The sequence below is a fragment of the Streptomyces sp. NPDC005775 genome, assembly GCF_042871565.1.
GTDB lineage: Bacteria > Actinomycetota > Actinomycetes > Streptomycetales > Streptomycetaceae > Streptomyces.
Genome location: NZ_JBIAIU010000007.1, coordinates 39,567 through 64,432, shown reverse-complemented (window position 1 = coordinate 64,432; position 24,866 = coordinate 39,567). Strand labels below are relative to the sequence as shown.

The following is a 24,866-nucleotide window of genomic DNA, read 5'->3' as shown; positions in this document are numbered from 1 at the left end:
GTGTTTCGAAAGTCCCGGGGGCGCGGCAGCCGTGTCCACGCCCTGGCCCGGCCGGCCGCGCCCCGGTCCCCTCCCGCAGACTCCGTCGACTTCTCCGGCGACACCAGCCGCAGCGACGACCTCATCGCCGTGGCCGGGGACTGCGATCTCCTGGTCCATGAAGTCGTCGACACGGAGTGGTTCGAGAAACAGGGCATGTCCACTCCGGTCGTCGAGCACACGCGCCAGGTACACACCGACATCACCCAGAGAGGCGAGGTCGCCGCCGCCACCCGGGCCCGGCTCGTGGTCCTCAGCCATCTGGCCCCGGTCGACCCCATCCGATTCTCGGACCGCCAGTGGGCCACGGCCGCCCACGCCTCCGCCCGCTCGGCGGGCTACCGCGGCCGCATCACCGTGGGCCACGACCTCATGCGCATTCCCCTTGACTGACCCCTCCCCCCTTCCAGGAGCCGCACATGCGTTTCGCCGCCTATGAGCACCAACACCGCCACCGTGTAGCCGTCGTGGAGGAGGACGGCACCCTCTTCCCCCTGCCCGGTGTCACCTCACTCACCGCACTCCTCAAAGAGGTCGACGGGCTGCCGGGGCTGCTGGCAGCCGGTGCGACAGCATTGGACGTACCGCCCGGCCCGCACATATCCCAGGTAGGACTGCTGACTCCCCTGCAGCCGTCCTCCGTCAGGGACTTCGCGACCTTCGAGGAGCACGTCGAAGGCGTACGCCGCGCCGTCGACGGCATCGCGGGTGTCCCGGAGCAGTGGTACGCCGCGCCGACCTTCTACTTCACCAACCCGTACGCCGTCTACGGCCCGCACGACGAGATTCCGATGCCCCCCGGTTCGGTCGTACTCGACTTCGAACTGGAGGTGGGCGCCGTCATCGGCCGGGAGGGCCGCGACCTCACCCCCGAGCGGGCCCGCGACCACATCGTCGGCTACACCGTCTTCAACGACTGGTCCGCGCGTGATCTCCAGTCCGCGGAGATGAAGGTCGGTCTCGGCCCGTGCAAGGGCAAGGACACCGCGACCTCCCTCGGCCCCTACCTGGTCACCGCCGACGAACTGGAGCCGTACCGGGACACCGACGGCTTGCTGCGCCTCGCGCTCACCGCGGAGGTCAATGGTGAGGTGATCGGCACGGATTTGCTGTCCAACATGAGCTGGACCTTCGAGGAGATGACCGCCTACGCCTCACGCGGCACCCGGGTCGTGCCGGGTGACGTGCTGGGATCCGGGACGTGCGGCAACGGAGGCTGCCTCGCCGAACTGTGGGGCCGGAGCGGTGAGCAGACGCCTCCGCCGCTGAAGCCCGGTGACACCGTGAGCCTCACCGTCGAGGGAATCGGCACACTGACCAACACCGTCGTCCCCGGTGTGGCGCCCGTGCCCCTTCCGGCCGGCCGACGTCGCAGTCGGGAGCGGCCGTGAACGACAGGTATTCCCAGAGGCTCCAGGGAAAGGTCGTCGTCGTGACGGGGGCGGCCCGCGGCCAAGGCGCCGCTGAGGCCGCGGCCCTCGCCCGGGAGGGCGCCCATGTCGTCGCCACCGATGTCGAGCCTGCTGAGGGTTGCCGCCGCCTCGACGTCAGCAGCGAGAGCGACTGGGCCGAACTGGCCGCCGAACTGAGCGAGGCGTACGGCCAGGTGCACGGCCTGGTGAACAACGCGGGCATCACCTGGCGGGCCCGCGTCGGCGATGCGCGGCCCGAAGACATGGCCCGCGTCCACGCGGTCAACGTCGTCGGCCCGCTGCTCGGCATTCAGCACCTCACGCCGCTCATGCCCACCGGCTCCTCCATCGTCAATGTCGGCTCCTCTGCGGCCCTCACCGCCCATTACCCGGTCGCCTACACGACCAGCAAGTGGGCGCTGCGCGGCCTGTCGAAGACAGCCGCGCTGGAGCTCGGCCCGCGCGGGATCCGTGTCAACACCATCCACCCGGGCTACATCGAGACCGAGATGACCGCATCGGCCGCACCCGCCTTCCGGGAGGCCAACATCCGCGAGACTCCACTCGGCCGCACCGGCAACGTCGACGAAGTCGCCCCACTGGTCGTCTTCCTGCTGTCGGACGAGTCGTCCTTCATCAGCGGCGCCGAGATTCCCGTGGACGGCGGCCTGACCGCACATGGCGGCGTCAAGTCCGTCTCCGACGCACTGCGGCCGCGGAACACCGCGTGAAGAGGGTCGAAGGCAAGGTCGCCCTTCCCCGACCGCCGGTCTGGCCGGGGCGCTCACCAACCGGCGCACCGCGCACCCGGCATCCGAAGACGCAGTGATCGCGCTGATCCGTCAGCTTGCCGCCGAAGGCGCCGCCCACGGAGTCCGGGCCCGCCGCGTCAGCCCCGGACTGATCCACACGGCCGGTTCACGCGCCGGCCTCCTCGCCGACGGCCACCCCGTGCGCGGCCTTGCGAGTCACACCCCACCCGGACAACTGAGCGTGCCGGGCGACGTCATGCGTGCGGCCGTGCTCCTCGCTTCCGACGAGGCCGCCTACGCCACGGGCGCCAATCCGGGCGTCGACGGGGGCAGGTCAGCCGTCCTGCCCGGCGCCTCAACCTGAAAGGAATCCCGCTTATGGACAAGGTCTGCGGCAGCGCCGCCGAGGCGGTCGCCGACGTGCCGGACCGCGCCTCGATCGCCGTCGGTGGCTTCGGCCTCTCCGGCATCCCCACCGTCCTCATCGACGCCCTCCACGCGCAAGGCGCCACCGCTCTCGAGGTCGTCTCCAACAACTGCGGCGTCGACGGGCGCGGTCTCGGCGTCCTGCTGGCCGCGGACCGCATCACCCGCGTCACCGGCTCATACGTCGGGGAGAACAAGGAGTTCGCCCGTCAGTACCTGTCCGGGGAACTGGAGGTGGAGCTGACACCGCAGGGCACGCTCGCCGAGCGGCTGCGTGCGGGCGGTGCCGGCATCCCCGCCTTCTACACCCCGGCGGGCGTCGGCACCCAGGTGGCACAGGGCGGCCTGCCATGGCGGTACGCACCCGACGGGACAGTCGCCCTCGCCTCCCCGCCCAAGGAGACCCGGCAGTTCCACGGACGCTCGTACGTCCTGGAGCACGGCATCACCACCGACTTCGCCCTCGTACGTGCCTGGCGCGGCGACCGGCACGGCAATCTCGTCTTCCGCCGCGCGGCCGCGAACTTCAACCCGCTGGCGGCGATGGCCGGCCGCGTCACCGTCGCCGAGGTCGAACAGCTCGTCGAACCCGGTGAGCTGCGCCCCGACGAGGTTCACCTGCCGGGTATCTACGTGCAACGCGTGGTGGAGCTGACCCCGGCCGAAGCTGCCGACAAGCGAATCGAGAAGAGGACCCTACGCGCATGAACACCACGGGCTGGAACCGCGACCAGATGGCCGCTCGCGCCGCCGCCGAACTCGCGGACGGCTCCTACGTCAATCTGGGCATCGGTCTGCCTACTCTGATCCCCGGCCATCTCCCGCCAGGGGTACACGTCGTGCTGCACTCCGAGAACGGCATCCTTGGCACCGGTCCCTACCCGTCCGAGGGAGAGGTCGACCCAGACCTGATCAACGCCGGCAAGGAGACTGTCACGGTCCTGCCCGGGGCGAGTTTCTTCGACTCGGCGCTCTCCTTCGGGATGATCCGCGGCGGCCACATCGACACCGCCGTCCTCGGCGCCATGCAGGTATCGGCACGCGGGGACCTCGCGAACTGGATGATCCCCGGCAAGATGGTGAAGGGCATGGGCGGTGCCATGGACCTCGTTCACGGCGCCCGCCGTGTCGTCGTCCTGATGGAACACACCGCCAAGGACGGCTCGCCGAAGATCGTCCAGGAGTGCACCCTGCCGCTGACCGGCCGGGCTTGTGTCCACCGAATCATCACCGACCTCGGGGTTCTCGACGTCACCGGCCAGGGCCTCACACTCGTCGAAACCGCCCCGGGAGTGACCATCGAGGACATCACCGCACGTACGAGCGCTCCCCTGCGGCTGGACAGCGTCTCCGCCGCCTGCTGACCAAGCGCCGGGCCGCGGAGCAGCGGCTCGCAGCATACGAGCCGCCCATCGCGTGACTCCCTGGACTACGTCTTGGGCTACCCCTACGTGCTGGACATCACCGTCCGCTCCGGCGAGGACCGCTCCACCCGAAGTCGTTCGACACCTTCACGCCTCTCGGGGGAGCTCCTGGCGCTCGCCAGGACCCTTCAACTGACGGCCCTACCGATGACCGCGGCGCTCTATGGGACCGTAGCCATCAGCAGCGCGACGCGACGTCACACAGCAGGCACCGGCTCGGCCGGGACCGTCCACCGCTCGCTCACCCAGGCGTCCAGGCTCGTCAGCCCGGGCTGGCGCTCGCGCAGTGCGGGCAGGTCGGCGCGGAAGCCCACCGGAACCGGATGGCTACCGCCTCCCGAAGCCACCGTCAATCGGCTCCCCAGGAAGCCGTCACAGCCAGGACGGCCCGTCCACCGGGACGGTGGACGGGCCGCACGGTCGTCAGCCGGACAAGAGCACGTTGGTGATGCCCCTACTTGACGCGATCGAGGAAGCCGAGCACGCGATGGCTGACCTGCTTTGCGGCCTGTTCGTCGCAGGACGGCAGGCTGCTGTCGGTGAACAGGTGGCTGTCGCCCGGGTAGAGGAACAGCTCGGCATCCGTCACCGTTTCGACGAGCGCGCGGGCGGCGTCCACATCGCCCTCCCCGGCGAAGAAACGATCCTTGTCCATGCCATGGATCTGGACCGGGACGTCCTGGGGCCAAGCGCCGCCGAACTCCGAGACCGGGACGCATGCCTCGAGCAACAGTGCGCCCTTTGCGCCGGAGCGGGTCTGGGCGAGCTTCTGTGCCGGCAGGACGCCGAGCGAGAAGCCAACATAGACGAGCTCGGCAGGCAGCTCCTCCGCGGCTACGATTCCGCGCGCGGTGATCGTGTCGAACCCGGCGTTCTCGGCGTAGCCGACGCCCTCCTCGAGGCTGTCGAATACCTGCCCGTCGTATAGGTCCGGGGTGTGGACGGTGTGTCCGGCCCGTCGCAGTTGCTCGGCGAACTCGCGAACGCCGGGGGTCAGCCCGTGTCCATGGTGGAAAACCAGCACCTCAGCCATGTTGCTCCCCTCGCGCCGCGGTACCCGAGCGGCGCCGCGGCACGAGTATGGCCCGCAGCACTGACATCCGCGGGCCTCGGCCGGACAGGGTCAGTCGGCGGTGGCGTCATCGGGGGCGCGTTCGGCCGGCAACGCCTCTGCTCGCACTTGCGGCGCCGGTAGCGGAGTCGGCCAACTCGGACGGCCCCGTCCAGGCCCGCTCGATGCGACGAATTCGGCTCCCGGTCACGTCCCCGTAGCGCCCGCCCGCACCCCCGCCACCCGAACTATGGTGCCCCACCACATACGCCCCTGACCTGCCCCTTCCTACGGTATGGCGACACGTCCCCGTCCCCGCCCACCGCCCGGAAGTGGTACCCATGGCCGAACCGGCATCCGCTCCCCCACCCGCCTCCAACCTCCGCCGCATCGTCGCCGCCAGCCTCATCGGCACGACCATCGAGTGGTACGACTTCTTCCTGTACGGATCAGCGGCCGCCCTGGTCTTCAACAAGCTCTTCTTCCCCGAGTCCGAGCCCCTGGTCGGGACTCTGCTGTCGTTCCTCACGTACGCGGTCGGCTTCGCCGCACGTCCGATCGGTGCGCTGGTCTTCGGGCACTACGGAGACCGGCTCGGACGCAAAAAGCTGTTGGTGCTCAGTCTGTTGATGATGGGCGGAGCCACGTTCGCGATCGGGCTGCTCCCGACGCACGCCACCGTCGGGGTCGCCGCTCCGGTCCTGCTCACCGTGCTCCGGCTGGTGCAGGGCTTCGCCCTCGGTGGTGAGTGGGGCGGGGCCGTGCTGCTGGTGTCGGAGCACGGGGACGCGAAACGGCGCGGGTTCTGGGCCTCGTGGCCGCAGACCGGTGCGCCGGCCGGTCAGTTGCTCGCCACCGGGGTGCTCTCCGCGCTCACCGCCCTCATGTCGGACGCCTCCTTCGAGGCCTGGGGCTGGCGCATCCCGTTCCTGCTCTCCGGAGTGCTGGTGATCATCGGTTTGTGGATTCGTCTGTCTGTCGATGAATCGCCGTTGTTCAAGGCGGCACTGGTCCAGGCCGAGGAGCGCAGGGCCGCCTCGGGGGCGACGGAGAAGACGCCGGTCGTTGCCGTGCTTCGGCACCACTGGCGCGACGTCCTGATCGCCATGGGCGCCAGGATGGCGGAGAACATCAGTTACTACGTGATCACGGCGTTCATCCTCGTCTACGCGACGACCGCGGCCGATCTGAGCAAGCAGACGGCACTCAACGCCGTACTCATCGCGTCGGCGATCCACTTCGCCGTCATCCCGCTGTGGGGCGCGCTCTCGGACCGCGTCGGGCGCAGGCCGGTGTACCTGGTCGGCGCGGTCGGCGTGGGGCTCTGGATGTTCCCGTTCTTCGCGCTGATCGACAGCCGGAGCTTCTGGAGCCTGCTCCTCGCCGTCACGGTGGGGCTGTTCTTCCACGGGGCGATGTACGCGCCGCAGGCGGCGTTCTTCTCGGAGCTGTTCGCGACCCGGATGCGGTACTCGGGCGCGTCGATCGGCGCCCAGTTCTCATCCGTCGCGGCCGGTGCCCCGGCGCCGCTCATCGCCACCGCGCTGCTCGCCGACTACGACAGTTCGACGCCGATCGCGCTGTACGTGATCGCCGCGGCGCTCATCACCGTGCTGGCCGTCGTCTGCGCCAAGGAGACCCGGCACCGGGACCTCGCGGACGTCGATCCGGACACCGGACAGGGCACCGCCACGCAACAGCCGGCGGATGCCGTACGCACCGGAAAGTAGCGGCCGACCCGCGGCAGTCGAGAGGGCCGGGCGGCCGTGTGCGGCCACCCGGCCCCTTCCTCACGCCTGCGGGGTCGTGGCCTCGAACCAGGTGGGACCGTCGGTCATCGACTGCTTGATCCGGAAGAGCGCGAACTCGGGCAGCGGTGGCAGCGCGTCGACGTGGAACCAGCCCACCTCCAGCGACTCGTCGTCGTTGACCCGGGCCGTGCCGCCGGTGGCGCGGCAGCGGAAGGTGACGTCGAGGTACTGGCAGCGGTCGCCGTTCTCGTACTGCATGGCCGGCAGGGCCTGGGTGAGCACCACCCGCTCCGCCACGCAGTGCACGGCCGTCTCCTCGTACACCTCACGCTCCGCAGTCGTCGCGGGCTGCTCCCCGGGCTCGGAGATGCCTCCGATCACCGACCACTTGCCGGTGTCGGCGCGTCGTCCGAGCAGCACCCTGCCCTCGTCGTCGAAGACGACGGCGGTGACGCCGGGCAGCAGGAGCAACTGGTGACCCGCCGTGGCGCGGATCTCGCGGATGAAGTCAGGAGTGGCCATGCGCCGACCCTACGTGGCAGGCCGGCCGGACCGGCGGGCGCGTCGTGCGCGCACCGCCCGCGTGGTCACCCAGCCGAGGCCGATCACCGCGAGCAGGGACAGCAGGCCCTCGGGCAGCGGGCCCATCCGGGTCGCCGGGGTCAGTGAGGAGCGCAGCGGCACCTCGTCCACCAGGGCGTCCGGCGTGAACATCCTCGTCTTCTGGACGACAGTGCCGTCCGGGCGGATCACCGCGCTGACACCGCTGGTGACCGGGACGACCACGGAGCGGCTGTGCTCGACCGCGCGTACCCGGGACATGGCGAGCTGCTGGTAGGTCATCTCGCTCCGCCCGAAGGTGGCGTTGTTGCTGGGGACGGCGATCAGCTGGGCGCCGTGCTCGACGGTGTCGCGTACGGCGTCGTCGAACGCGGCCTCGTAGCAGGTCACCAGCCCGACGTCGGTGCCCGCCAGGTCGAAGACGCCGACCTTCTTGCCGGGTCCGAAGTCGCGCTGCACCCGGTCGACGTCCGAGCTGAAGACGCGTACGAAGGAACGCATCGGCATGTACTCGCCGAACGGCTGGATGTGGCGCTTGTCGTACGTGGCCACGGGGCCCTTGTCCGGATCCCACTGGATGAGGGTGTTGCGCAGGTTGCCGGTGTCCGGTTCGATGACCGCGCCGACCACCGTCGGCACACCGATCGCCTTCACCGCGTCGTCGATGACGATCCTCGCGTCGGCGTTGCGGTAGGGATCGAGGTCGGAGGAGTTCTCCGGCCACAGGACGAAGTCGGGTTGCGGGACCTTGCCCGCCTTGACGTCCCGGGCGAGCTGCTCCGTCCGGTTGGCGTGGTTGTCCAGGACGGCGCGGCGCTGGGAGTTGAAGTCGAGGCCCAGCCGCGGCACGTTGCCCTGGATCGCGGCGACGGTCGCGGTGCCGTCCTCGGCGGAGTCGTCCACCAGGGGCAGCGACGCGAGGGCAGCGGCGACGGGTACCAGGACGGCGGCGGCGGTCGCGGCGGCGGCGAGCCTGGGCAGTTCGCCCGTGGCGCGGCGGACGCGGAAGCGGCGCACCGCCTCGAAGAGGCCGAAGCCGCACAGCACCACGGCGAAGGAGAGGAGCGGGGTGCCCCCGAGCGCCGCGAGCGGCAGGAACACGCTGTCCGCCTGCCCGAAGGCGATCTTGCCCCAGGGGAAGCCGCCGAACGGCACCCGGGCCCGGAGCGCCTCGTCGAGCGTCCAGACGGCGGCCGCCCACAGCGGCCAGCCGGCGAGCCGGGACACCGCGGAGATACCGATGCAGCCCACGGCGATGAACAGTGCCTCGGCGGCGGCGAGGGCCAGCCACGGCACCGGGCCGACCTCTTCGCCCGTCCAGTGCAGCAGCGGCAGCATGAAGCCGAGTCCGGCGAGCAGGCCGAGGCCGAACGCGGCGCGGAGCCGGCGCTCGAACAACACCCAGCCGAGCAGGGCGAACCCGGGCAGAACCAGCCACCACAGCGGCCTCGGAGGGAAGCTCGCGTACAGCAGCACGCCGGACAGCACCGCGGCGGCGGGCCGTGCGAGACGCGGGAGCAGGCGGCGGCCCCGAGGGGCGGATTCAGGCATCTGCGGGTCGCCGACCTGGGCGATGGTGGTGCTCACCCGGCGGAGTCTACGGTGGCGGGCCGGGGACCGGGGAGCCCCGTCCCGGTGGCGGAATCCCTACCACCGGATCGTTTCTCCGCATCTTCTGCACATATGACCGCTGTGACCGTTAGCCTGTGCGCCAGTCCCCCGCCGACGGGCCGTGTCCGGTCCTCGCGGGCGGGACGGTCACAGGCCGGGGGCGCACGTGATGGCTGCACCAGCAGGGCGGGGCCCCGAGGCCGGCAACGCGTCGGACGTCTCCGGGGCACTGATTCTCGCCGCCTGCGCGATCTGGTCGCTGATCAGCGCGGCCGGGCGCGAGACCCGTCCCGAAGGGGTGCTGCTCGCGCTGCTCGCCGTCGCGGCGGGTTTCGCCTGCGGGCGCATCTGCGGAACGTTGCTGCCGGTGGCAGCCGCGACCGTCGCCGCCCTGACCGCCCTCGTCATGGCCCTCGTGTGGCGCCACGGCATGCCCGGAGCGACAGCCGCCGTGGACACCGCGCCCGGACACACCGGAGCGGCGGCCGCGCTGCTGGTCCTGGCGACCGGAGCGGCCTGCTGCGCGGCGGCCGCGGCCCGGCGGGAGTCGCTGCGGTTCACGCTGCGGCTGCTGGCTCTGGGCACGGCCTGCGCCGCGCTCGGGCTCGGCTCCGTAGCCGGGTTCGCGGCGGCGGCCGGCGTGCTGCTGTGCTCACTGGCGGCCGCCAGGACACGGAGCCGACTGCTCGGTCTCGCCGGCTTCGCGCTGGCCTCCGGTGTGATGGTCGGCCTTTCGTGGGCGGTCGCCGAGGCGGCGCTGCCCGACGGACTCGCGGTCTCCTTGAAGGGACAGCTGACCGGCAACCGCGTCCAGCTGTGGCAGGACGCCGCGCGGCTGGCCGGGGAACACCCGGTCCTCGGCATAGGACCTGACCGGTTCGCCGAACTCAGCCCCACCGCTCAGCAGACGCTCGGTTCGGACGGCAAGCCGCACTCGGCCGCGCTGCAACAGGCGGCCGAGCAGGGAGTGGTGGGTGTGGTGCTGCTCGGAGCGGCCTTCGGCTGGCTCCTCTACGCGCTGTGGCGCTCGCCGCGCAGCACCGCGGTCGCGCTCACCGCCGGGGCGGCGCTCACGGCACTGGCGGCGCTGGCGAGTGTCGGCAACGCGCTGAGCTTCACTCCGGTGACGGCGGGGGCGGGGCTGCTGGCCGGGCTGGCGTCGGCCAGGCGGCCGATCGGGGAGGCCGACGGGAAGCGGCGGCCATCAGATGTCGAGGACGTCGTGCCCGGACATGGCCCCCGGGCCGACCGGGCCGGCCTGTGAGACGGGCTCCGTGCGGAGGTGGATCAGGCCCCGGCCGGCGCGCCGGTGGACGGCAGGTGCAGGCGGTCGCGGATGAACCGGGCGCCCGCCTCCGCGTCGTCGACCGTGACCGTGAAGGTCCTGCCGTCGCCGAGCCTCAGCACCAGGCCCTCGCCCCGGCGCACGATCACGGCCGTCCCCTGCTCGGGGCGCCAGCGGTAGCCCCAGCCGCCCCACTGCCGCGGGGTGACCTGGGGGGCGAACTCCGCGCCCACCACATGGGTGAGCAGGATCCGTCGGCGCGGCAGGCCCATGTGGCCGCAGCGCACCTCCAGGGCGTCGCCGTCGACGCGGACCGCCACGTTGACGAAGGCGAGGGTGCCGAACAGCATGAGCAGTCCGGCCGCCACACAGCCGATCACCGACATCAGCAGCGGGGCGATGCCTGAGGTCCAGGTGGAGCTGACGGCGAGCTGGATGCCGAGCGCCAGGCAGGCGGCGCCGGCAGCCGCGAGTACCCACTGGGTCCGGTTGGTGGCCCGGCCGGTCCAGACAGCGGTGTGGGTGTCGGCACCGGTTCGCGTCGGTTTTCGGGGGTGGTCCTCCATGCCAAGCAGCGTACTGAAAAATGCGCGCGGGGGAACGGGTCCAACGGCCCCCGCCTGCCGCCGAACGGTCAGCGGGCGGAGCTGACGGAGACGAGCCCGCGCCCTTCCCCGTAGGCCAGAGCGGCTTCCGGCAGCTCGCCGGGGCGCCCGCCGAGGAGCACGGTGACTCCGGTGGCGGGTTCGGCCGACGGAGCGGGTTCGGCCCCGATCCGGCGCAACGCCTGGGCGGCCACGGCGCCGGCGGAGCCGTACAGGACGACCGGCGGGCGGCCGGGCCGCTGGACGGCGCCGCGGATCCGTTCGGCGACGAGCTCGTAGTGGGTGCAGCCCAGCACGACGGCCTGCACATCGGGCGGGGTGAGCGCGGCGGCGGCGGACAGGGCCTTGTCGATGCCGGCCTCGTCCGCGTACTCCACGGCGTCGGCCAGACCGGGGCAGGGCACCTCGGTGACGGCCGCGGACCCGGCGAAGTCGCGGATCAGTCCGCGCTGGTACGGGCTGCCGGTGGTGAGGGGGGTGGCCCAGATCGCGACCGGTCCGCCGGCCGCGGCGGCCGGCTTGATCGCGGGGACGGTGCCGATGACGGGCAGCGCGGGCTCCAGCTCGGCCCGGAGTGCTGCCAGGGCGCGGACGGAAGCCGTGTTGCAGGCCACGATCAGCGCGTCGGGCCGGTACTCGGCCGCGGCCCGCGCGACCGCGAGGGCGCGTGCCGTGACGTCTTCGGGTGTGCGGGGGCCCCAGGGCATGCTGGCGGGATCCGACGAGAGCACCAGATCGGCGTCCGGCCTCAGCCGGCGTACCGCGTCGGCGGCGGCCAGCAGGCCGATTCCGGAGTCCATGAGCGCGATCTTCACCCAGTCACCATAGTCGACCGCCCTTGCGGTCCCTGCTCAGTGGGGCAGACTTCGGCCAATGAGCGCCGTTGCCTGGATCGCCGTGGGTTCGCTTGTCGCGTGGGTGTGGCTGCTGCTGGGGCAGGGGTTCTTCTGGCGGACCGACCAGCGGCTGCCGAGTCGCGCGGCCCCGGCGCACTGGCCCTCGGTCGCCATCGTCGTGCCGGCGCGTGACGAGGCGGACATGCTCCCGGTGAGCCTTCCTTCGCTGCTGGCACAGGACTATCCGGGGCACGCCGAGATCTTCCTGGTCGACGACTGCAGCAAGGACGGCACCGGCGATCTCGCCCGTCGGCTGTCCGTACGGTGTGCGGGGCTGCCTCTCACCGTCGTGTCCCCCGGGGAGCCCGAGCCCGGCTGGACGGGCAAGCTGTGGGCCGTCCGGCACGGGGTCGCTCTGGCCCGGTCCCGGGACCCCGAGTACCTGCTGCTCACGGACGCCGATATCGCGCACGAGCCGGACAGTCTGCGGACGCTGGTGGCGGCCGCCGGATCGGGCGGTTTCGATCTGGTCTCGCAGATGGCGCGGCTGCGGGTGGAGAGCGTCTGGGAGCGGCTGGTGGTGCCGGCCTTCGTCTACTTCTTCTCGCAGCTCTATCCGTTCCGGTGGGTGAACCGGGCGGGGACGCGGACGGCGGCCGCCGCGGGCGGCTGCGTGCTGCTGCGGACCGAGGCCGCGGTACGGGCACGGGTGCCGGAGTCGATCCGGCAGGCGGTGATCGACGACGTGTCGCTGGCGCGGGCGGTGCAGCGCAGCGGCGGGCGGATCTGGCTGGGGCTCGCGGAGCGGGTGGACAGCGTGCGGCCGTATCCGCGCCTGGCCGATCTGTGGCGCATGGTCTCGCGGAGCGCGTACGCACAGTTGCGGCACCGTCCGCTGGTGCTGCTGGGTACGGTGCTCGGCCTCGCCGTCATCTATCTGGCACCGCCCGCGACGCTCGTCGCCGGGCTGCTGGGCGGCGATCCGCCGGCTGCGTGGGCCGGGGGCGCGGCCTGGGCCGTGATGGCCGGGACGTACATGCCGATGCTGGGGTACTACCGGCAGTCGCTGTGGCTGGCTCCGCTGCTGCCGTTCACCGCCCTGCTGTACCTGCTGATGACGGTCGATTCCGCGGTGCGGCACTACCGCGGCCGCGGTGCGGCCTGGAAGGGGCGTACATACGCCCGTCCCGAGACCGCACCGGATCAGTGAGCGCCCTGCGGGCTCACTTGCGGCCGGGGGTCCAGTTCATTCCCCAGCCGTAGGCCTGGTCGATGGTGCGCTGCGGGCTCACGCCGCGCTGCGGCACGAGGTAGCGGGCCTCGCGCTGCACGGTGAGGTCGCCCCCCGTGTTGGTGATGAGCGCGAGCGCGCAGACCGTCGAGGGGACGGTGCATTCGTCGAGCGAGAAGTCGATCGCCGCGCCGTGCTGGGGCTGGAGGGTGACGGTCGCGTGCAGATCCGCGAAACTCCGGGCCCCCTCATAGATGGTGACGAAGATCAGGAGACGCCGGATCCTGGCCTTCTGGTCGAGGTTGATCGTCAGGTTCTCGCCGGAGGCGACGGCGCCCGTCCGGTCGTCGCCGTCGAGCTGGACGTACGGCGCCTGGTGGACGGCGCCGAAGGCGTTCCCCAGGGCCTGCACCACTCCCTTGCGCCCGTCGGTCAGCTCGTAGAGGGCACAGAGATCGAGATCGAGATCGGCGTGGTTCGCGACGGCCCTGCCGAGCTTGCTGCCCCACCCCTTGAACTGTTTGCGCACTTCCCAGTTGAGATTGACGCGCATGGCTCCCGAGGTGCCGCCCTGTTTCGCCAGCGAGACGGACGGCGCCTCCTTCGTGAGTGTCACCTTGGTGAGCCGCACGGGCTGGGCAGGCGGAGCCGGAGGGGCGGCAGGGACCGGCGGGGCCATCGGGGCGGTGAGCGTCGGCTGGGCATGAGGAGGCGGAGGTGGCGTGGTGGCGACCCGCGTCGCGGGCTGCGGAGGCGCGGAGGGCTGGGGCGCCCGTGCCGGCTGCTGCGGTTCGTCGACGGAGATGCCGAAGTCCGTGGCGAGTCCCTCGAGCCCGGTCCCGTAACCCTGGCCGACCGCCCGGAACTTCCAGGAACCCTGGCGCCGGTAGAGCTCGCCGAGGATGAAGGCGGTCTCGACCGTGGCATCGGTGCTGTCGAAGCGTGCCAGTTCCGCGCCGTTCGCCGCGTCCGTGATCCGTACGTAGAGCCCGCTCACCCGGCCGAACGGACCACCGTCCGCGGACGCCGCCAGCACCACGCGGTCGATGGCCGGCTCCACCCGGGCCAGGTCGACGGCGAGCGTGTCGGAGGCCGCGCCGGCAGCGGTCCGCTTGCCCTCGTGGCGTACCGCTCCCGATGCGTGGACCGGCTGGTTGTAGAAGACGAAGTCCGCGTCGCTGCGCACCTTTCCGGAGCCGAGGAGAAGGAGCGCCGAGGCGTCCACGTCCGGGGCCCCGGGGGCGGCGCGCCACCCCAGTTCGACGCGTACGGCCTGGGCCGCCACTGGAACGTTGGTTCCTTTTAGCATGGTCATGCTCGCCCCCATCGCGAGTCCGGCTGCCGAGAGATTCCCGGTCAACCTAATGCCCGTCCCCTCACGCGGCCCACAGTGGCGCCGGCACGGGCTCATGGACCCGTCGGCAGCCCCCTGTGAACTCGCGTTCTACACGATCACGACGCTTATGGACGCCCTTTCCCTCAAGTTCGCCCGCATCGGGGATCCTGTTCACTCACACCGTTCCACGATGCCGGCGCCTCACTCATGCGCGGCAAGAAGCTGCCCGAGGTGCGCCTCGGGGAAGGCGCGCTCGAAGGAGTTGGCCTGCCAACGGTCCGGGAACAGGGCGAGTGGGGCTTTGTCCCTGGTACGGATCAGGGCCTCGCCCTTGACGAGTCTGGAGCCGTTGAGCGCCTCGGCCCCGGCTGCGTCGGTGGCGCGCGCCAGATGGTAGGGCAAGGTCTCCAGCCGCACCGGTGCGGAGAATTCGCCGGCCATGCGGGCGGAGACCACGTCGAACTGCATCGGCCCGACGGCGGCGAGCACGGGGGCCTGGTCCCCGCGCAGGTCGGAGACGAGGACCTGCACGACTCCCTCTTCATCGAGCTGGGCGATGCCGCGCCGGAACTGTTTGGAGCGGCTGATGTCCACCGGCCGTACGACGGCGAAGTGCTCGGGGGCGAAGGTGGGCAGCGGCGGGAAGAGGGCGGGCGCGCCCTCGTACAGAGTGTCTCCCACGCGCAACGTGGTGGCGTTGACCAGCCCCACGACGTCGCCCGGGTAGGCGGTCTCGACCATGGAGCGGTCCTGGCCGAAGACGCTGTGCGCGTACTTGGTGGCGAACGGCTTGCCGGTGGCGGCGCGGGTGACGGTGGCGCCGCGTTCGAAGACGCCCGAGCACACGCGCAGGAAGGCGATCCGGTCACGGTGGGCGGGGTCCATGTTGGCCTGCACCTTGAACACCAGTCCGGAGAACGGGGCGTCGACCGGCCGGCTGCCGCCGCCTTCGAGCTCACGGGGGCCCGGCGGTGGAGCGAGATCGACAAGGGCGTCCAGGAGGAGACGTACACCGATGTTGGAGATCGCGGCGCCGAAGAACACCGGGGTCGAGACACCCGCCAGGAACGACGCCCGGTCGTACTCCGCCCCATCGGCCTGGAGGAGCTGCAGTTCCTCCGCCGCCTGCTGCCAGTCGGCGCCTTCCTCGGACGCGGCCCGCTCCGCCGGCAGCGATTCCTCGACCGCCTCGTGCGCGCCGCCGGGCGCCCGGGTGTAGCGCAGCAACTGCCCGGGGGTGCGTACGTCGATCAGCCCACGCATATAGCCGGCGCTCCCGACCGGCCAGGTGACGGGCGTCGGCCGGAGGCGGAACTCGCGCTCGATCTCGTCGAGCAGTTCCAGAGCCTCGCGGCCGGGCCGGTCCCACTTGTTCACGAACGTGATCACAGGGATGCCACGGTGACGGCAGACGTCGAACAGCTTTCGGGTCTGTTCCTCCAGGCCCTTGGCCGCGTCGATGAGCATCACCGCGCAGTCGACGGCCGCCAGCACCCGGTAGGTGTCCTCGGAGAAGTCCGCGTGCCCGGGTGTGTCCAGGAGATTCAGTACGCAGTCGCGGTGGGCGAACTGCAATACCGTCGAGGTGACGGAGATACCGCGAGCCTTCTCCATCTCCATCCAGTCCGATGCCACGCCCCGGCGGCCGGACTTCCCGTGCACGGCACCCGCCTCGGTGATCGCCCGGGCGTGCAGGGCCAGCGCCTCCGTCAGCGTGGACTTGCCCGCGTCGGGGTGACTGATCACCGCGAACGTCCGCCTCCGGGCCGCCTCACCAGCGGTCCCTCCACCCGTGACGCTCACCGGGCCGCCTTGAGTACGGCCGGCGTCGCCGGCAGTCGCCCCGGATGCCCGTGCAGAGAGCGCGCCCATTCCTCCGCCGCTCCCGGCTCGCGGCGCGGATCGTCATACCGTTCAATCGCCTGCGCCCAGTACGTGCGCAATCTCGTCACCAGTTCCTCGTACGTCTGTTCATCGGTTTGCGGCAGAGGGCCGCCCCGCTCGGGCAGCCGATCCAGCACGTTGAGCAAAGACTGTAAATCTACCCGGACGTCAAGGTAGGGCGGCAATTGCCCGGCCAAGCGCCCGCTGGTGCGGGTCCGGCACGCTCCCTGCCGGGCACCGTGCCAGCCGGGTTGGTGGCCTCCACACGGAGCAGGCCGACACCGAGGCGCGACCGGGCCCGAGCGGCCAGGAACGAACGCGAATCCCCGCTGTAATGGATCACCCCGAAACTCTCCGGTAGCGTCCGCGTATGAGCCATCCACATCCTGATCTGAAGCCTGCCCCTCCGCTTGCCGCAGGAGGGCTGAGAATTGTCGCCCTGGGTGGTCTCGGGGAGATCGGCCGCAACATGACCGTCTTCGAGCACGCCGGCAAGCTGCTGATCGTCGACTGCGGTGTGCTGTTTCCCGAGGAGACCCAGCCGGGCGTCGACGTCATCCTGCCGGACTTCACGTCGATCCGGGACCGCCTGGACGACATTGTGGCCGTCGTGCTCACCCATGGCCACGAGGACCACATCGGTGGCGTCCCCTACCTGCTGCGCGAGCGGGCGGACATTCCCGTCGTCGGATCGAAGCTGACGCTGGCCTTCCTGGAGGCCAAGCTCAAGGAGCACGGCATCAGGCCGCGTACGGTCCGGGTACGCGAGGGCGACCGTCGGGGGTTCGGCCCGTTCGAGTGCGAATTCGTCGCGGTCAACCACTCGATCCCGGACGGGCTCGCGGTCGCCATCCGCACCGGCGCCGGCATGGTGCTGCACACCGGTGACTTCAAGATGGACCAGTTCCCCCTGGACGACCGCATCACCGACCTGCGCGCCTTCGCCCGGCTCGGCGAGGAAGGGGTGGACCTCTTCCTCACCGATTCCACCAACGCGGAAGTGCCGGGCTTCACCACCTCGGAGCGGGAACTGAACCCCGCCATCGAGCAGGTCATGCGCACCGCGCCGCGCCGGGTCATCGTCTCCAGCTTCGCCAGCCACGTGCACCGCATCCAGCAGGTCCTGGACGCCGCCCATCAGTACGGCCGCAAGGTCGCCTTCGTAGGCCGCTCGATGGTCCGCAACATGGGCATCGCCCGCGAACTCGGTTACCTGAAGGTCCCCTCCGGGCTGGTGGTCAGCATGAAGGAGCTGGAGAAGCTGCCGGACCACAAGATCACCCTGGTCTGCACCGGGTCGCAGGGCGAACCGATGGCCGCGCTGTCCCGGATGGCCAACCGCGACCACATGGTCCGCATCGGCAAGGGGGACACCGTCCTGCTGGCGAGCTCCCTGATCCCCGGCAACGAGAACGCCATCTACCGGGTGATCAACGGCCTGACCCGATGGGGGGCGCACGTCGTCCACAAGGGCAACGCCAAGGTGCACGTCTCCGGGCATGCCAGCGCAGGCGAACTCGTCTACTGCTACAACATCGTCAAACCCCGCAACGTCATGCCCGTACACGGCGAGTGGAAGCACCTGCGGGCCAACGCCGATCTGGCCATCCGCACCGGAGTCGATCCCGACCGGGTCGTCGTCGCCGAGGACGGCGTGGTGGTCGACCTGCTCGACGGCCGCGCGCGGATCACCGGCAAGGTACCGGCCGGCAACGTCTACGTCGACGGCACAGAGGTGGGCGGCGCCACCGAAGCCTCCCTCAAGGACCGCGTGACGCTGGCACAGGAGGGCGTCGTCACCGTCGTCGCGATCGTCGACGCCGACACGGGCGCCCTCGCCGAAGCCCCCGACTTCCTCGTCCGCGGGTTCGTGCACAACGACGCGACCTTCGCGCCCGCCGTCGCGGTGATCGAGAAGACCCTGGCCACGGCAGCCGAAGAAGGCGTCGGCGACCCGCACCAACTCGAACAACTCGTCGCCCGCGCCGTGTCGTCCTGGGCCTTCCGCACCTACCGCCGCAAGCCCCTCGTCATCCCCGTCATCATCGACGCGTGACGAGCCGCAGGAAGCCCGCCGGCCGGACGGACGGCGACAGCACCCCGAGGGCGCGGGGCTGTGCGGGGCTGACGGGAACGGGCCGGCTCTCGACACAACTGCGCGGAAGGGCACGCGTGCGCGTTTCGAGCAACCGGCCGGCTCCCGACGCCCACGGGTGACGCCGGCCTCCGGCGTCGACGCGGCCTCTCGGCCGGGAGCGACGTGTACGCGGTGATGCCGGCCGCGCCCCTCGGCCGTCCGTCACCGGGCCCGGTCAGATGCCGGAGCGGGCGTCCGCCTGCAGTCGATGGCGCAGCGTGGCGGCGAAGTCCTCGGCCATCTCCAGGCGGGCGCGCAGCGTCTCACAGCGCGCGTCGGCGACCTTGCGGTACGCGTCGAGACGCTCGCGCAGCCGCTCCAGTTCCTCGCCGGCAGGGGCATCGGCAGAGCTGAGCCGGTCGGTGATGTCCAGCAGGTCGCGCATCTCCTCCAGGGAGAAGTCCAGCGGCTTCATGCGGCGGATGACCATGAGCCGGTCGACGTCACCCTGTGTGTAGAGCCGGAAGCCGCCCTTGCTGCGGGCGGAGGGGATGACGAGGCCGACCTCCTCGTAGTGGCGGATCGTGCGCAGCGACAATCCGGTCCGCTCGGCGACCTCGCCGATCTGCATCCGCCGGTGATCCGTCATCGCCCCATGGTCCCCTTCGCCGGCCCCGTCTCTTCTTGAAACCATAAGGCAGAGCGGGTCGCGTGAGATGAATCACAGGATCACGAGGGTCGCATGCCTGCGATTCACCTCTCGCGAGCCACACTCTGCCCTGACGTCAAGGTAAAGTCCCTCGGTGTTCGTCATCACCGCCCCGAGGAAGGTGGCGGCGAGCCCGCCACCGTACGGGCCCTGACCGGGCCCCCGTGGCGCTCGAAGACTTCCGGGCCATGATGCCCGATCGGCAGCCTCACGGTTGCCCTGCAAACCGGCTGGGTCCCGCCGATGTGACCGGGCCCCCGAGGATTCCGCCCCTTGTGTGTGCGGAGTCGCGTACGACACCGCGTACGTACGTCGCCCGCCCAGGGGTGCCGTGCGCGCCCGAGCAAGAAACGGTTGCATGTCCTCACCGCTCACCGCAGCCTCCGGACTGCGCATGTCCAAGCCTGACTGGCTGGCGTCCCCGAAGGTCTTCCGCACCGAGGTGCTGGCCGGTCTGGTCGTCGCCCTCGCGCTGATCCCCGAGGCGATCTCCTTCTCGATCATCGCCGGGGTCGATCCCGCGATCGGCCTGTACGCGGCCTGCACGATGGCGGTGGTCATCTCCATCGTCGGCGGCCGCAAGGCCATGATCTCCGCCGCGACCGGTGCCGTCGCCCTGGTCATCGCCCCGCTCAACCACGAGCACGGCCTCGGCTACCTGATCGCCGCCGTCGTCCTGGCCGGCGTCTTCCAGATCGCACTCGGCGCGCTCGGCGTCGCCAAGCTGATGCGGTTCGTACCGCGCTCCGTGATGGTCGGCTTCGTCAACGCCCTCGCCATCATGATCTTCATGGCGCAGGTTCCCGAGATGCACGACGTGCCCTGGCCGGTCTACCCGCTGATCGCCGGCGGCCTCGCCATGATGTTCCTCTTCCCGAAGATCACCAAGGTGATTCCGGCTCCGCTGGTCTCGATCGTCATCCTGACCGTCATCACGGTGGCCGCGGGCATCGCGGTGCCGAATGTCGGCGACAAGGGCGAGCTGCCGTCCTCCCTGCCCACTCCGGGCCTGCCCGACGTGCCGTTCACCTTCGAGACGCTGAAGATCATCGCTCCGTACGCGCTCGCGATGGCGCTGGTCGGCCTGATGGAGTCGCTGATGACCGCGAAGCTGGTGGACGACATCACGGACACCCACTCGAACAAGACGCGCGAGTCCATCGGACAGGGCATCGCCAACATCGTCACCGGCTTCTTCGGTGGCATGGGCGGTTGCGCCATGATCGGCCAGACCATGATCAACGTGAAGGTCTCCGGCGCCCGCACACGCCTGTCCACCTTTCTGGCGGGTGCGTTCCTGATGGTGCTCTGCATCGCGCTGGGCCCGGTGGTCTCCGACATCCCGATGGCCGCCCTGGTCGCCGTGATGGTCCTGGTCGCGGTCGGCACCTTCGACTGGCACTCCATCCAGCCCAAGACCCTCAGGCGCATGCCACTGGGCGAGACCCTCGTCATGGTGATCACCGTGGCCGTCGTGGTCTCCACGGACAACCTCGCCATCGGTGTCGTCGTCGGCTCCATCACCGCCATGGTCATCTTCGCCAAGCGCGTGGCCCATCTCGCCAACGTCTCCGGCGTCCTGGACCCGGACGGCAAGCAGGTCGTCTACGCGGTCACCGGCGAGCTCTTCTTCGCCTCCTCCAATGACCTGGTCACCCAGTTCAACTACAAGGAGGACCCCGACGACGTCGTCATCGACCTGTCCGGCACCCACATCTGGGACGCCTCCTCCGTGGCCGCCCTGGACGCGATCGAGACCAAGTACGCCGAGCACGGCAAGAAGGTCACCATTGTCGGGCTGAACGAGCCGAGCGCCGACATGCACGGACGCCTGGCCGGGCAGCTCACCGGGGGCCACTGATCGTCGCCGCGACCGCCCGCCCCTCGAGCACCACGGAACGCGGGACGGGCGGCCTCCCGCCACACGGGGCCCGGTTCGGGACGATGCGACGCATCCGCGGTCGCCCGGCGGGTCACCGTCCGGCGAGTTGGGGGCCAGTTCGTCCCGGCGACGGCGAGTTCGCCTCAATGACACCCGCCGCCACGCGCGTCGCGGCCGCCGGCTCCGCCTGACGCGGGACTATTCGGGCAGGCGGTGCGTAGAGGCCGGAGCAGCCGCTGCGGTCCGTCCCGCCGCCGAGGAGGAGTACCCCGTGAACGGGCCCGACCGCATCATCCACGATCTGCGAGTGACCATCGACAACGACGACCACGACCTGGGGACGTTGATCGAGAAGTCTGTGCGCAAAGCCGGAGAACTCGCCGAGGCCGACCTGGACACGGATCTCTTCGAGGCGCTCGAGTGGCCTCGTTCGCTACCGGACTACTTCGACTATCTGAAGGGGTTCATTCGGTGGGTACCCCGCCAGTCCGACGCGGCGGCATGGAAGAAGTCGGCTCCGGAGCAGCGATACGCCAGAGAGGTCAGCGACCGTCTGGCCCACTTCTTCTGGCTGATTGACCAGAAAGTGGATGACGGCGGGACGGCCATCGCCGAAAACTCGGACTCCTTCCGGGACTGGCTCACCGCGTTCGCCCGCCAATGGGGCAGCTTCCTGGACACCACCGAGTCCTTCAGCCAGGAGATCCTGGACTCGTTCATTCGAGACGCGCCCGAATACAACGTCAGCGATTCTCTGGCGAACGGCCGACCGAACATGCCCAGCGGCTGGTTGACCTTCAATCAGTTCTTCGCCCGGGAGCTCAACCCCGGTCTGCGGCCCGTGAGCGAGCCCACGGACAACATGGTGGTGACCTCTCCGGCCGACTGCGCGTTCCAGCATTCCTACGGCATCGACCGATCGTCGAACATCCCGCGTACCACCATCAAGGAGACGCACCACTACGGCAACATCCGGCAGTTGATCGAGGGCAGCCAGTACGCGGACGCCTTCGCCAACGGCACGTTCGTGCACTACATGCTGCCGCCTTCGGCCTACCACCGCTACCACGTGCCGGTCTCCGGGTTGGTCAAGGAGTCGTACGTGATCAGCGGCAAGGTGTTCATGCAGGTAGACCTCGAGAACCACACACTCGTCTCCAAGGACAGCTCCCGGAGCGGCTACGAGTTCTCCCAGACCAGGGGGGTCCTCACTCTCGACACCTCGGACTCGGACCACGGCGACCTGGGCATCGTCGCAGTCGTCGCGGTGGGCATGGCCCACGTCGCGTCAGTCAACCTCACCACGGTCGCGGGCACCCACGTGGCCAAGGGCGAGGAGTTCGGCTATTTCCAGTTCGGGGGATCCGACATCATCGTTCTGTTCCAGGAAGGCGTGACCCCGGAGGTGAGCACCGACGAGGCTTTCCGACTCGTCGGCTCGGTCATCGCGCGCTGCCATCCGATTCGTTGACCAGAGTTCCGGCCCGCCGTCCGGCGAGGTACGCCCCTTCGCGTGAACATCACCCCGCTGCCCTGACCAGGCACCGGCCCTGCGGCCAGAGCGCGGCTGCGCCGGGCGGCGACCGGGTTCTCCACGCTCGGGGGAGACGAAGCCATCCGACGCGACGAGGGCTGCGGTGATGGCCCTTTGTGACGCCCCCGCCACTTCTCGTCAGCAACGCGGCCCCGGCCGGAAAGCCCTCGCCATTACGGCAGCTTTGACGACGTTTGAGCAGGCCAGGAGGGCAGAATCCGCGTAAAACGGATAACCCCAAGATGGGGGCTCCCCAATCGGCACATCGTGGGCTTAACTTATGTGCCATGACCTCCCCCCGCTCCACCTACGGCGGCGGCTACTACGCCGCGCCGTCGTTCCCCGACACTCCGATCTACGACTCCCTGGTCGCGGAGCGGGGCACGCCTCAGATCGCACCGATCCGAGTGCCCGCCGCCTATGACACCGGCAACAGCTATCTGCCGGCGCTCCCGTCGGCCCTGCCGGCCCTTCCCGCGGCACCCTCGCAGCCGAGTCCGTCGTACGGCTACCAGCAGCCGACGGGGCAGCAGGGCTACGCGCCGATGCAGCCGGCGCAGTTGCAGCACGCTCCGGCGCCGTACATCCCGCAGCAACCCTCCGCGGGGCGCGGCGGCTACCAGCAGCAGTCGCCCCAGCAGTACCAGCAGCCGCAGCGGCCCGCGCCCAGTACCGGCTACGAGTCGATGCGTCCGGCATCGCCGCGGCCGGCGCCCGCGCAGTCCCCGTACGAGGACCCGTACAACCGTCCGTACCAGGGCCGGGGCTACTAGGAGGCGCTGCCGCACGCGGCGACGGGCCGCCGGGGAGCGGCTGGCAGGATGGAGGCATGCCCTCCCCCGAACTCAGTGCCGTCCACATCCACCCGGTGAAGTCGCTGGCCGCGTGCACGGTCGCCGAGGCCGCCGTCGAGCCATGGGGACTCGACGGCGACCGCCGCTGGATGCTGGTCGACACCGCGGGCAGGGTGGTCACACAACGTCAGCAGCCGCGCATGGCGCTGATCTCCGCCGCCCCCGTGCCGGGTGGCGGGATCGTGCTGGCCGCGCCGGGGAGCGCGGCGCTGGCCGTGGAGGTCCCCGAGCCCGGGGAGACCATCCGCGTGCTGCTGCACCGCAGCCGGCTCGACGTGGTCGAGGCGGCGCGGAGCGCGCACGCCTGGCTCGGAGCGTTCCTCGGCGCGGAGGTCAGGCTGGTGCACCTCGACGCGCCGGACCGGCGCAGGGTCATCGATCCCGCGTACGCGCGGCCCGGTGAGCCCGTCAGTCTGGCCGACGGCTTCCCTCTCCTGCTCACCACCCTCGCCTCGCTCGACGCGCTGAACTCGCTCATCGCGGACGGCGACCACGCCGATGAGGGGCCGCTGCCGATGGACCGCTTCCGGCCGAACGCCGTCGTGGCCGGCACGGCCGCGTGGGCGGAGGACGACTGGAACCGGCTTGCGATCGGTGACGTGCCGTTTCGCGTGGTCAAGCCCAGTGCCCGCTGTGTCATCACCACGACCGACCAGCACACGGCCCGCCGGGGCACCGAACCCCTGCGCACGCTCGCCCGGCACCGCCGGTCCGGCAAGGAGCTGCTGTTCGGCCAGAATCTGATTCCGGAGACGGCGGGCGTCATCCGGGTCGGGGACCCGGTGCGCATCCTGGGCTGATACTTCTCCGCCGACCAGGAACTCCCGTGGGAGCACCGCGCGTTGACAGGGTGAGGTTGCTCTCTCTTCGTCGCTCTGGCGCGCGGGAAGCGCCGTATCGGGTTATGACGGATACGGAAGGGGGTGCAGGACTGTGCGAGCGCTCACGGGAGTCTGGCGTTGGCGGCGCAATCCCCTGTGCCGCGCCACGGACCGGCGCGAGGCATGGGTGGCCCTGGTCGCGCTCCTTCTGCTCGTACTGGCGGCGCCCGCGCTCGGCTGGTGCTGCGGAGCGCGCGTCGACGACGCGTTGCAGGACGCGGTGCGGGCCCAGCACGCGGACCGCCGGCTCACCACCGCCGTCGTGGTGCGCCATGCCGCCCGGCCCTTCGTGAGCGACCCCGAGAGCTCCCCGGACCGGAGGGCGCAGACCCCGGTGGTGGCCCGCTGGCACGCCCCGGACGGTACGGTGCGCAGCGCCACGGTGACGACCTCCTCGCGTGACACCTCGGTCGGCGCGCGGGTGGGGATCTGGACGGATCCGGCGGGTGACCCCGCGCCGCGTCCCCTGGACGCGCCGACGGCGCACACCCATGCCGTGCTGGCGGGTTTCGGTGCGGCGATGCTGTGCGTCCTGGTGGTCGAGGGCGGCCGGCGCCTGATCGTATGGCGCATGGTGCAACGGCGGTACGAGCGGCTCGACCGGGCATGGGCCAGGGCCGGTCCGGACTGGGGCAGGACGGGCACCGGCAACTGAAGACCTGCTGATCGGGTCAACTCCCGGCCTCCATGCGCGCTACGGTGGACCGGCCCGCCCGTCACTCCTG

The 24,866-nt window shown here is 70.7% G+C and carries 25 protein-coding genes; 15 read left to right on the top strand and 10 right to left on the bottom strand.

Annotated features, from left to right (window positions below; genetic code table 11):
* From ACFYPA_RS17985 to ACFYPA_RS17960, 6 genes are read left to right on the top strand one after another with little or no spacing between them, the layout of a single operon-like run.
* Entirely contained in the window at positions 1–432 is a 432-nt protein-coding gene (locus ACFYPA_RS17985) for an MBL fold metallo-hydrolase (RefSeq protein ID WP_389132738.1), read from the top strand.
* A 26-nt stretch (positions 433–458) separates the two neighbouring features.
* Positions 459–1,430, top strand: a complete 972-nt coding sequence (locus ACFYPA_RS17980) for a fumarylacetoacetate hydrolase family protein (protein ID WP_389132735.1) — start codon at positions 459–461, stop codon at positions 1,428–1,430.
* On the top strand, positions 1,427–2,182 hold the full coding sequence (locus tag ACFYPA_RS17975; protein WP_389132733.1) for an SDR family NAD(P)-dependent oxidoreductase: 756 nt from the start codon (positions 1,427–1,429) through the stop codon (positions 2,180–2,182). Before ACFYPA_RS17980 ends, ACFYPA_RS17975 begins: the two co-directional genes overlap by 4 nt.
* On the top strand, positions 2,130–2,567 hold the full coding sequence (locus ACFYPA_RS17970) for an SDR family oxidoreductase (protein WP_389132730.1): 438 nt from the start codon (positions 2,130–2,132) through the stop codon (positions 2,565–2,567). The genes ACFYPA_RS17975 and ACFYPA_RS17970 overlap by 53 nt, the downstream gene beginning before the upstream one ends.
* Positions 2,568–2,581: 14 nt before the next feature.
* Positions 2,582–3,337: a CoA transferase subunit A gene (locus ACFYPA_RS17965; protein WP_389132727.1), complete on the top strand. Its 756-nt coding sequence runs from the start codon at positions 2,582–2,584 to the stop codon at positions 3,335–3,337.
* The gene (locus ACFYPA_RS17960; protein ID WP_389132725.1) at positions 3,334–3,993 is read left to right on the top strand and encodes a CoA transferase subunit B; all 660 of its coding nucleotides are present in this window, start codon (positions 3,334–3,336) and stop codon (positions 3,991–3,993) included. Before ACFYPA_RS17965 ends, ACFYPA_RS17960 begins: the two co-directional genes overlap by 4 nt.
* A 257-nt stretch (positions 3,994–4,250) precedes the next feature.
* Here the strand turns inward: ACFYPA_RS17960 and ACFYPA_RS17955 are convergent, their stop codons facing one another.
* Both ACFYPA_RS17955 and ACFYPA_RS17950 read right to left on the bottom strand, forming a co-directional pair.
* Positions 4,251–4,400, bottom strand: coding sequence for a hypothetical protein (locus ACFYPA_RS17955; protein ID WP_359079070.1), 150 nt, complete (start codon positions 4,398–4,400; stop codon positions 4,251–4,253).
* A 107-nt stretch (positions 4,401–4,507) separates the two neighbouring features.
* The gene (locus tag ACFYPA_RS17950; RefSeq protein WP_389132722.1) at positions 4,508–5,086 is read right to left on the bottom strand and encodes a dienelactone hydrolase family protein; all 579 of its coding nucleotides are present in this window, start codon (positions 5,084–5,086) and stop codon (positions 4,508–4,510) included.
* Between the two features lie 359 nt (positions 5,087–5,445).
* On the opposite strand from ACFYPA_RS17950, the gene ACFYPA_RS17945 reads away from it, so the two are divergent.
* Positions 5,446–6,834: an MFS transporter gene (locus tag ACFYPA_RS17945; protein ID WP_359352318.1), complete on the top strand. Its 1,389-nt coding sequence runs from the start codon at positions 5,446–5,448 to the stop codon at positions 6,832–6,834.
* Between the two features lie 60 nt (positions 6,835–6,894).
* Here the strand turns inward: ACFYPA_RS17945 and ACFYPA_RS17940 are convergent, their stop codons facing one another.
* The gene (locus ACFYPA_RS17940; RefSeq protein WP_359079020.1) at positions 6,895–7,377 is read right to left on the bottom strand and encodes an NUDIX domain-containing protein; all 483 of its coding nucleotides are present in this window, start codon (positions 7,375–7,377) and stop codon (positions 6,895–6,897) included.
* A 9-nt stretch (positions 7,378–7,386) separates the two neighbouring features.
* Positions 7,387–9,003, bottom strand: coding sequence for an apolipoprotein N-acyltransferase (gene lnt, locus ACFYPA_RS17935; protein WP_359316500.1), 1,617 nt, complete (start codon positions 9,001–9,003; stop codon positions 7,387–7,389).
* Positions 9,004–9,196: 193 nt separating this feature from the next.
* Between lnt and ACFYPA_RS17930 the strand changes: the two genes are divergently transcribed.
* A complete protein-coding gene (locus tag ACFYPA_RS17930; RefSeq protein WP_389132719.1) occupies positions 9,197–10,291 on the top strand; it encodes an O-antigen ligase family protein in 1,095 nt (364 codons plus the stop codon).
* A 23-nt stretch (positions 10,292–10,314) separates the two neighbouring features.
* Here the strand turns inward: ACFYPA_RS17930 and ACFYPA_RS17925 are convergent, their stop codons facing one another.
* Positions 10,315–10,878: a hypothetical protein gene (locus tag ACFYPA_RS17925; RefSeq protein ID WP_359079015.1), complete on the bottom strand. Its 564-nt coding sequence runs from the start codon at positions 10,876–10,878 to the stop codon at positions 10,315–10,317.
* Between the two features lie 68 nt (positions 10,879–10,946).
* On the bottom strand, positions 10,947–11,732 hold the full coding sequence (locus tag ACFYPA_RS17920) for an aspartate/glutamate racemase family protein (RefSeq protein WP_359316495.1): 786 nt from the start codon (positions 11,730–11,732) through the stop codon (positions 10,947–10,949).
* Between the two features lie 58 nt (positions 11,733–11,790).
* On the opposite strand from ACFYPA_RS17920, the gene ACFYPA_RS17915 reads away from it, so the two are divergent.
* Positions 11,791–12,963: a glycosyltransferase gene (locus ACFYPA_RS17915; protein WP_359079011.1), complete on the top strand. Its 1,173-nt coding sequence runs from the start codon at positions 11,791–11,793 to the stop codon at positions 12,961–12,963.
* 13 nt (positions 12,964–12,976) lie between these two features.
* Here ACFYPA_RS17915 and ACFYPA_RS17910 read toward each other — a convergent pair whose 3' ends face one another.
* The 3 genes from ACFYPA_RS17910 to ACFYPA_RS17900 all read right to left on the bottom strand — a co-directional run bounded on the left by ACFYPA_RS17910 (position 12,977) and on the right by ACFYPA_RS17900 (position 16,350).
* Entirely contained in the window at positions 12,977–14,311 is a 1,335-nt protein-coding gene (locus ACFYPA_RS17910; protein ID WP_359079810.1) for a TerD family protein, read from the bottom strand.
* A gap of 210 nt (positions 14,312–14,521) precedes the next feature.
* Positions 14,522–16,123 carry a peptide chain release factor 3 gene (locus tag ACFYPA_RS17905; RefSeq protein WP_359352314.1) on the bottom strand — a complete coding sequence of 534 codons (1,602 nt, stop codon included), beginning with the start codon at positions 16,121–16,123 and terminating at the stop codon, positions 14,522–14,524.
* The gene (locus tag ACFYPA_RS17900; protein ID WP_359352311.1) at positions 16,120–16,350 is read right to left on the bottom strand and encodes a hypothetical protein; all 231 of its coding nucleotides are present in this window, start codon (positions 16,348–16,350) and stop codon (positions 16,120–16,122) included. The genes ACFYPA_RS17905 and ACFYPA_RS17900 overlap by 4 nt, the downstream gene beginning before the upstream one ends.
* A gap of 224 nt (positions 16,351–16,574) precedes the next feature.
* Here ACFYPA_RS17900 and ACFYPA_RS17895 point away from each other — a divergent pair, with 224 nt between their 5' ends.
* Positions 16,575–18,260, top strand: a complete 1,686-nt coding sequence (locus ACFYPA_RS17895; RefSeq protein WP_359079004.1) for a ribonuclease J — start codon at positions 16,575–16,577, stop codon at positions 18,258–18,260.
* A gap of 256 nt (positions 18,261–18,516) precedes the next feature.
* On the opposite strand, the gene ACFYPA_RS17890 is transcribed toward ACFYPA_RS17895, so the two are convergent.
* Positions 18,517–18,930, bottom strand: coding sequence for a MerR family transcriptional regulator (locus ACFYPA_RS17890; RefSeq protein WP_359079002.1), 414 nt, complete (start codon positions 18,928–18,930; stop codon positions 18,517–18,519).
* A 418-nt stretch (positions 18,931–19,348) separates the two neighbouring features.
* Between ACFYPA_RS17890 and ACFYPA_RS17885 the strand changes: the two genes are divergently transcribed.
* The 5 genes from ACFYPA_RS17885 (at position 19,349) to ACFYPA_RS17865 (ending at position 24,796) form a co-directional block, all read left to right on the top strand.
* The gene (locus ACFYPA_RS17885) at positions 19,349–20,851 is read left to right on the top strand and encodes a SulP family inorganic anion transporter (RefSeq protein WP_389132714.1); all 1,503 of its coding nucleotides are present in this window, start codon (positions 19,349–19,351) and stop codon (positions 20,849–20,851) included.
* A gap of 292 nt (positions 20,852–21,143) precedes the next feature.
* Entirely contained in the window at positions 21,144–22,343 is a 1,200-nt protein-coding gene (locus tag ACFYPA_RS17880; RefSeq protein WP_389132711.1) for a phosphatidylserine decarboxylase, read from the top strand.
* A gap of 350 nt (positions 22,344–22,693) precedes the next feature.
* Positions 22,694–23,179 carry a DUF6643 family protein gene (locus tag ACFYPA_RS17875; RefSeq protein WP_359078997.1) on the top strand — a complete coding sequence of 162 codons (486 nt, stop codon included), beginning with the start codon at positions 22,694–22,696 and terminating at the stop codon, positions 23,177–23,179.
* 56 nt (positions 23,180–23,235) lie between these two features.
* A complete protein-coding gene (locus tag ACFYPA_RS17870) occupies positions 23,236–24,060 on the top strand; it encodes an MOSC domain-containing protein (RefSeq protein ID WP_389132708.1) in 825 nt (274 codons plus the stop codon).
* Between the two features lie 133 nt (positions 24,061–24,193).
* The gene (locus ACFYPA_RS17865; RefSeq protein ID WP_389132705.1) at positions 24,194–24,796 is read left to right on the top strand and encodes a hypothetical protein; all 603 of its coding nucleotides are present in this window, start codon (positions 24,194–24,196) and stop codon (positions 24,794–24,796) included.
* The last annotated feature ends 70 nt before the right edge of the window (positions 24,797–24,866 follow it).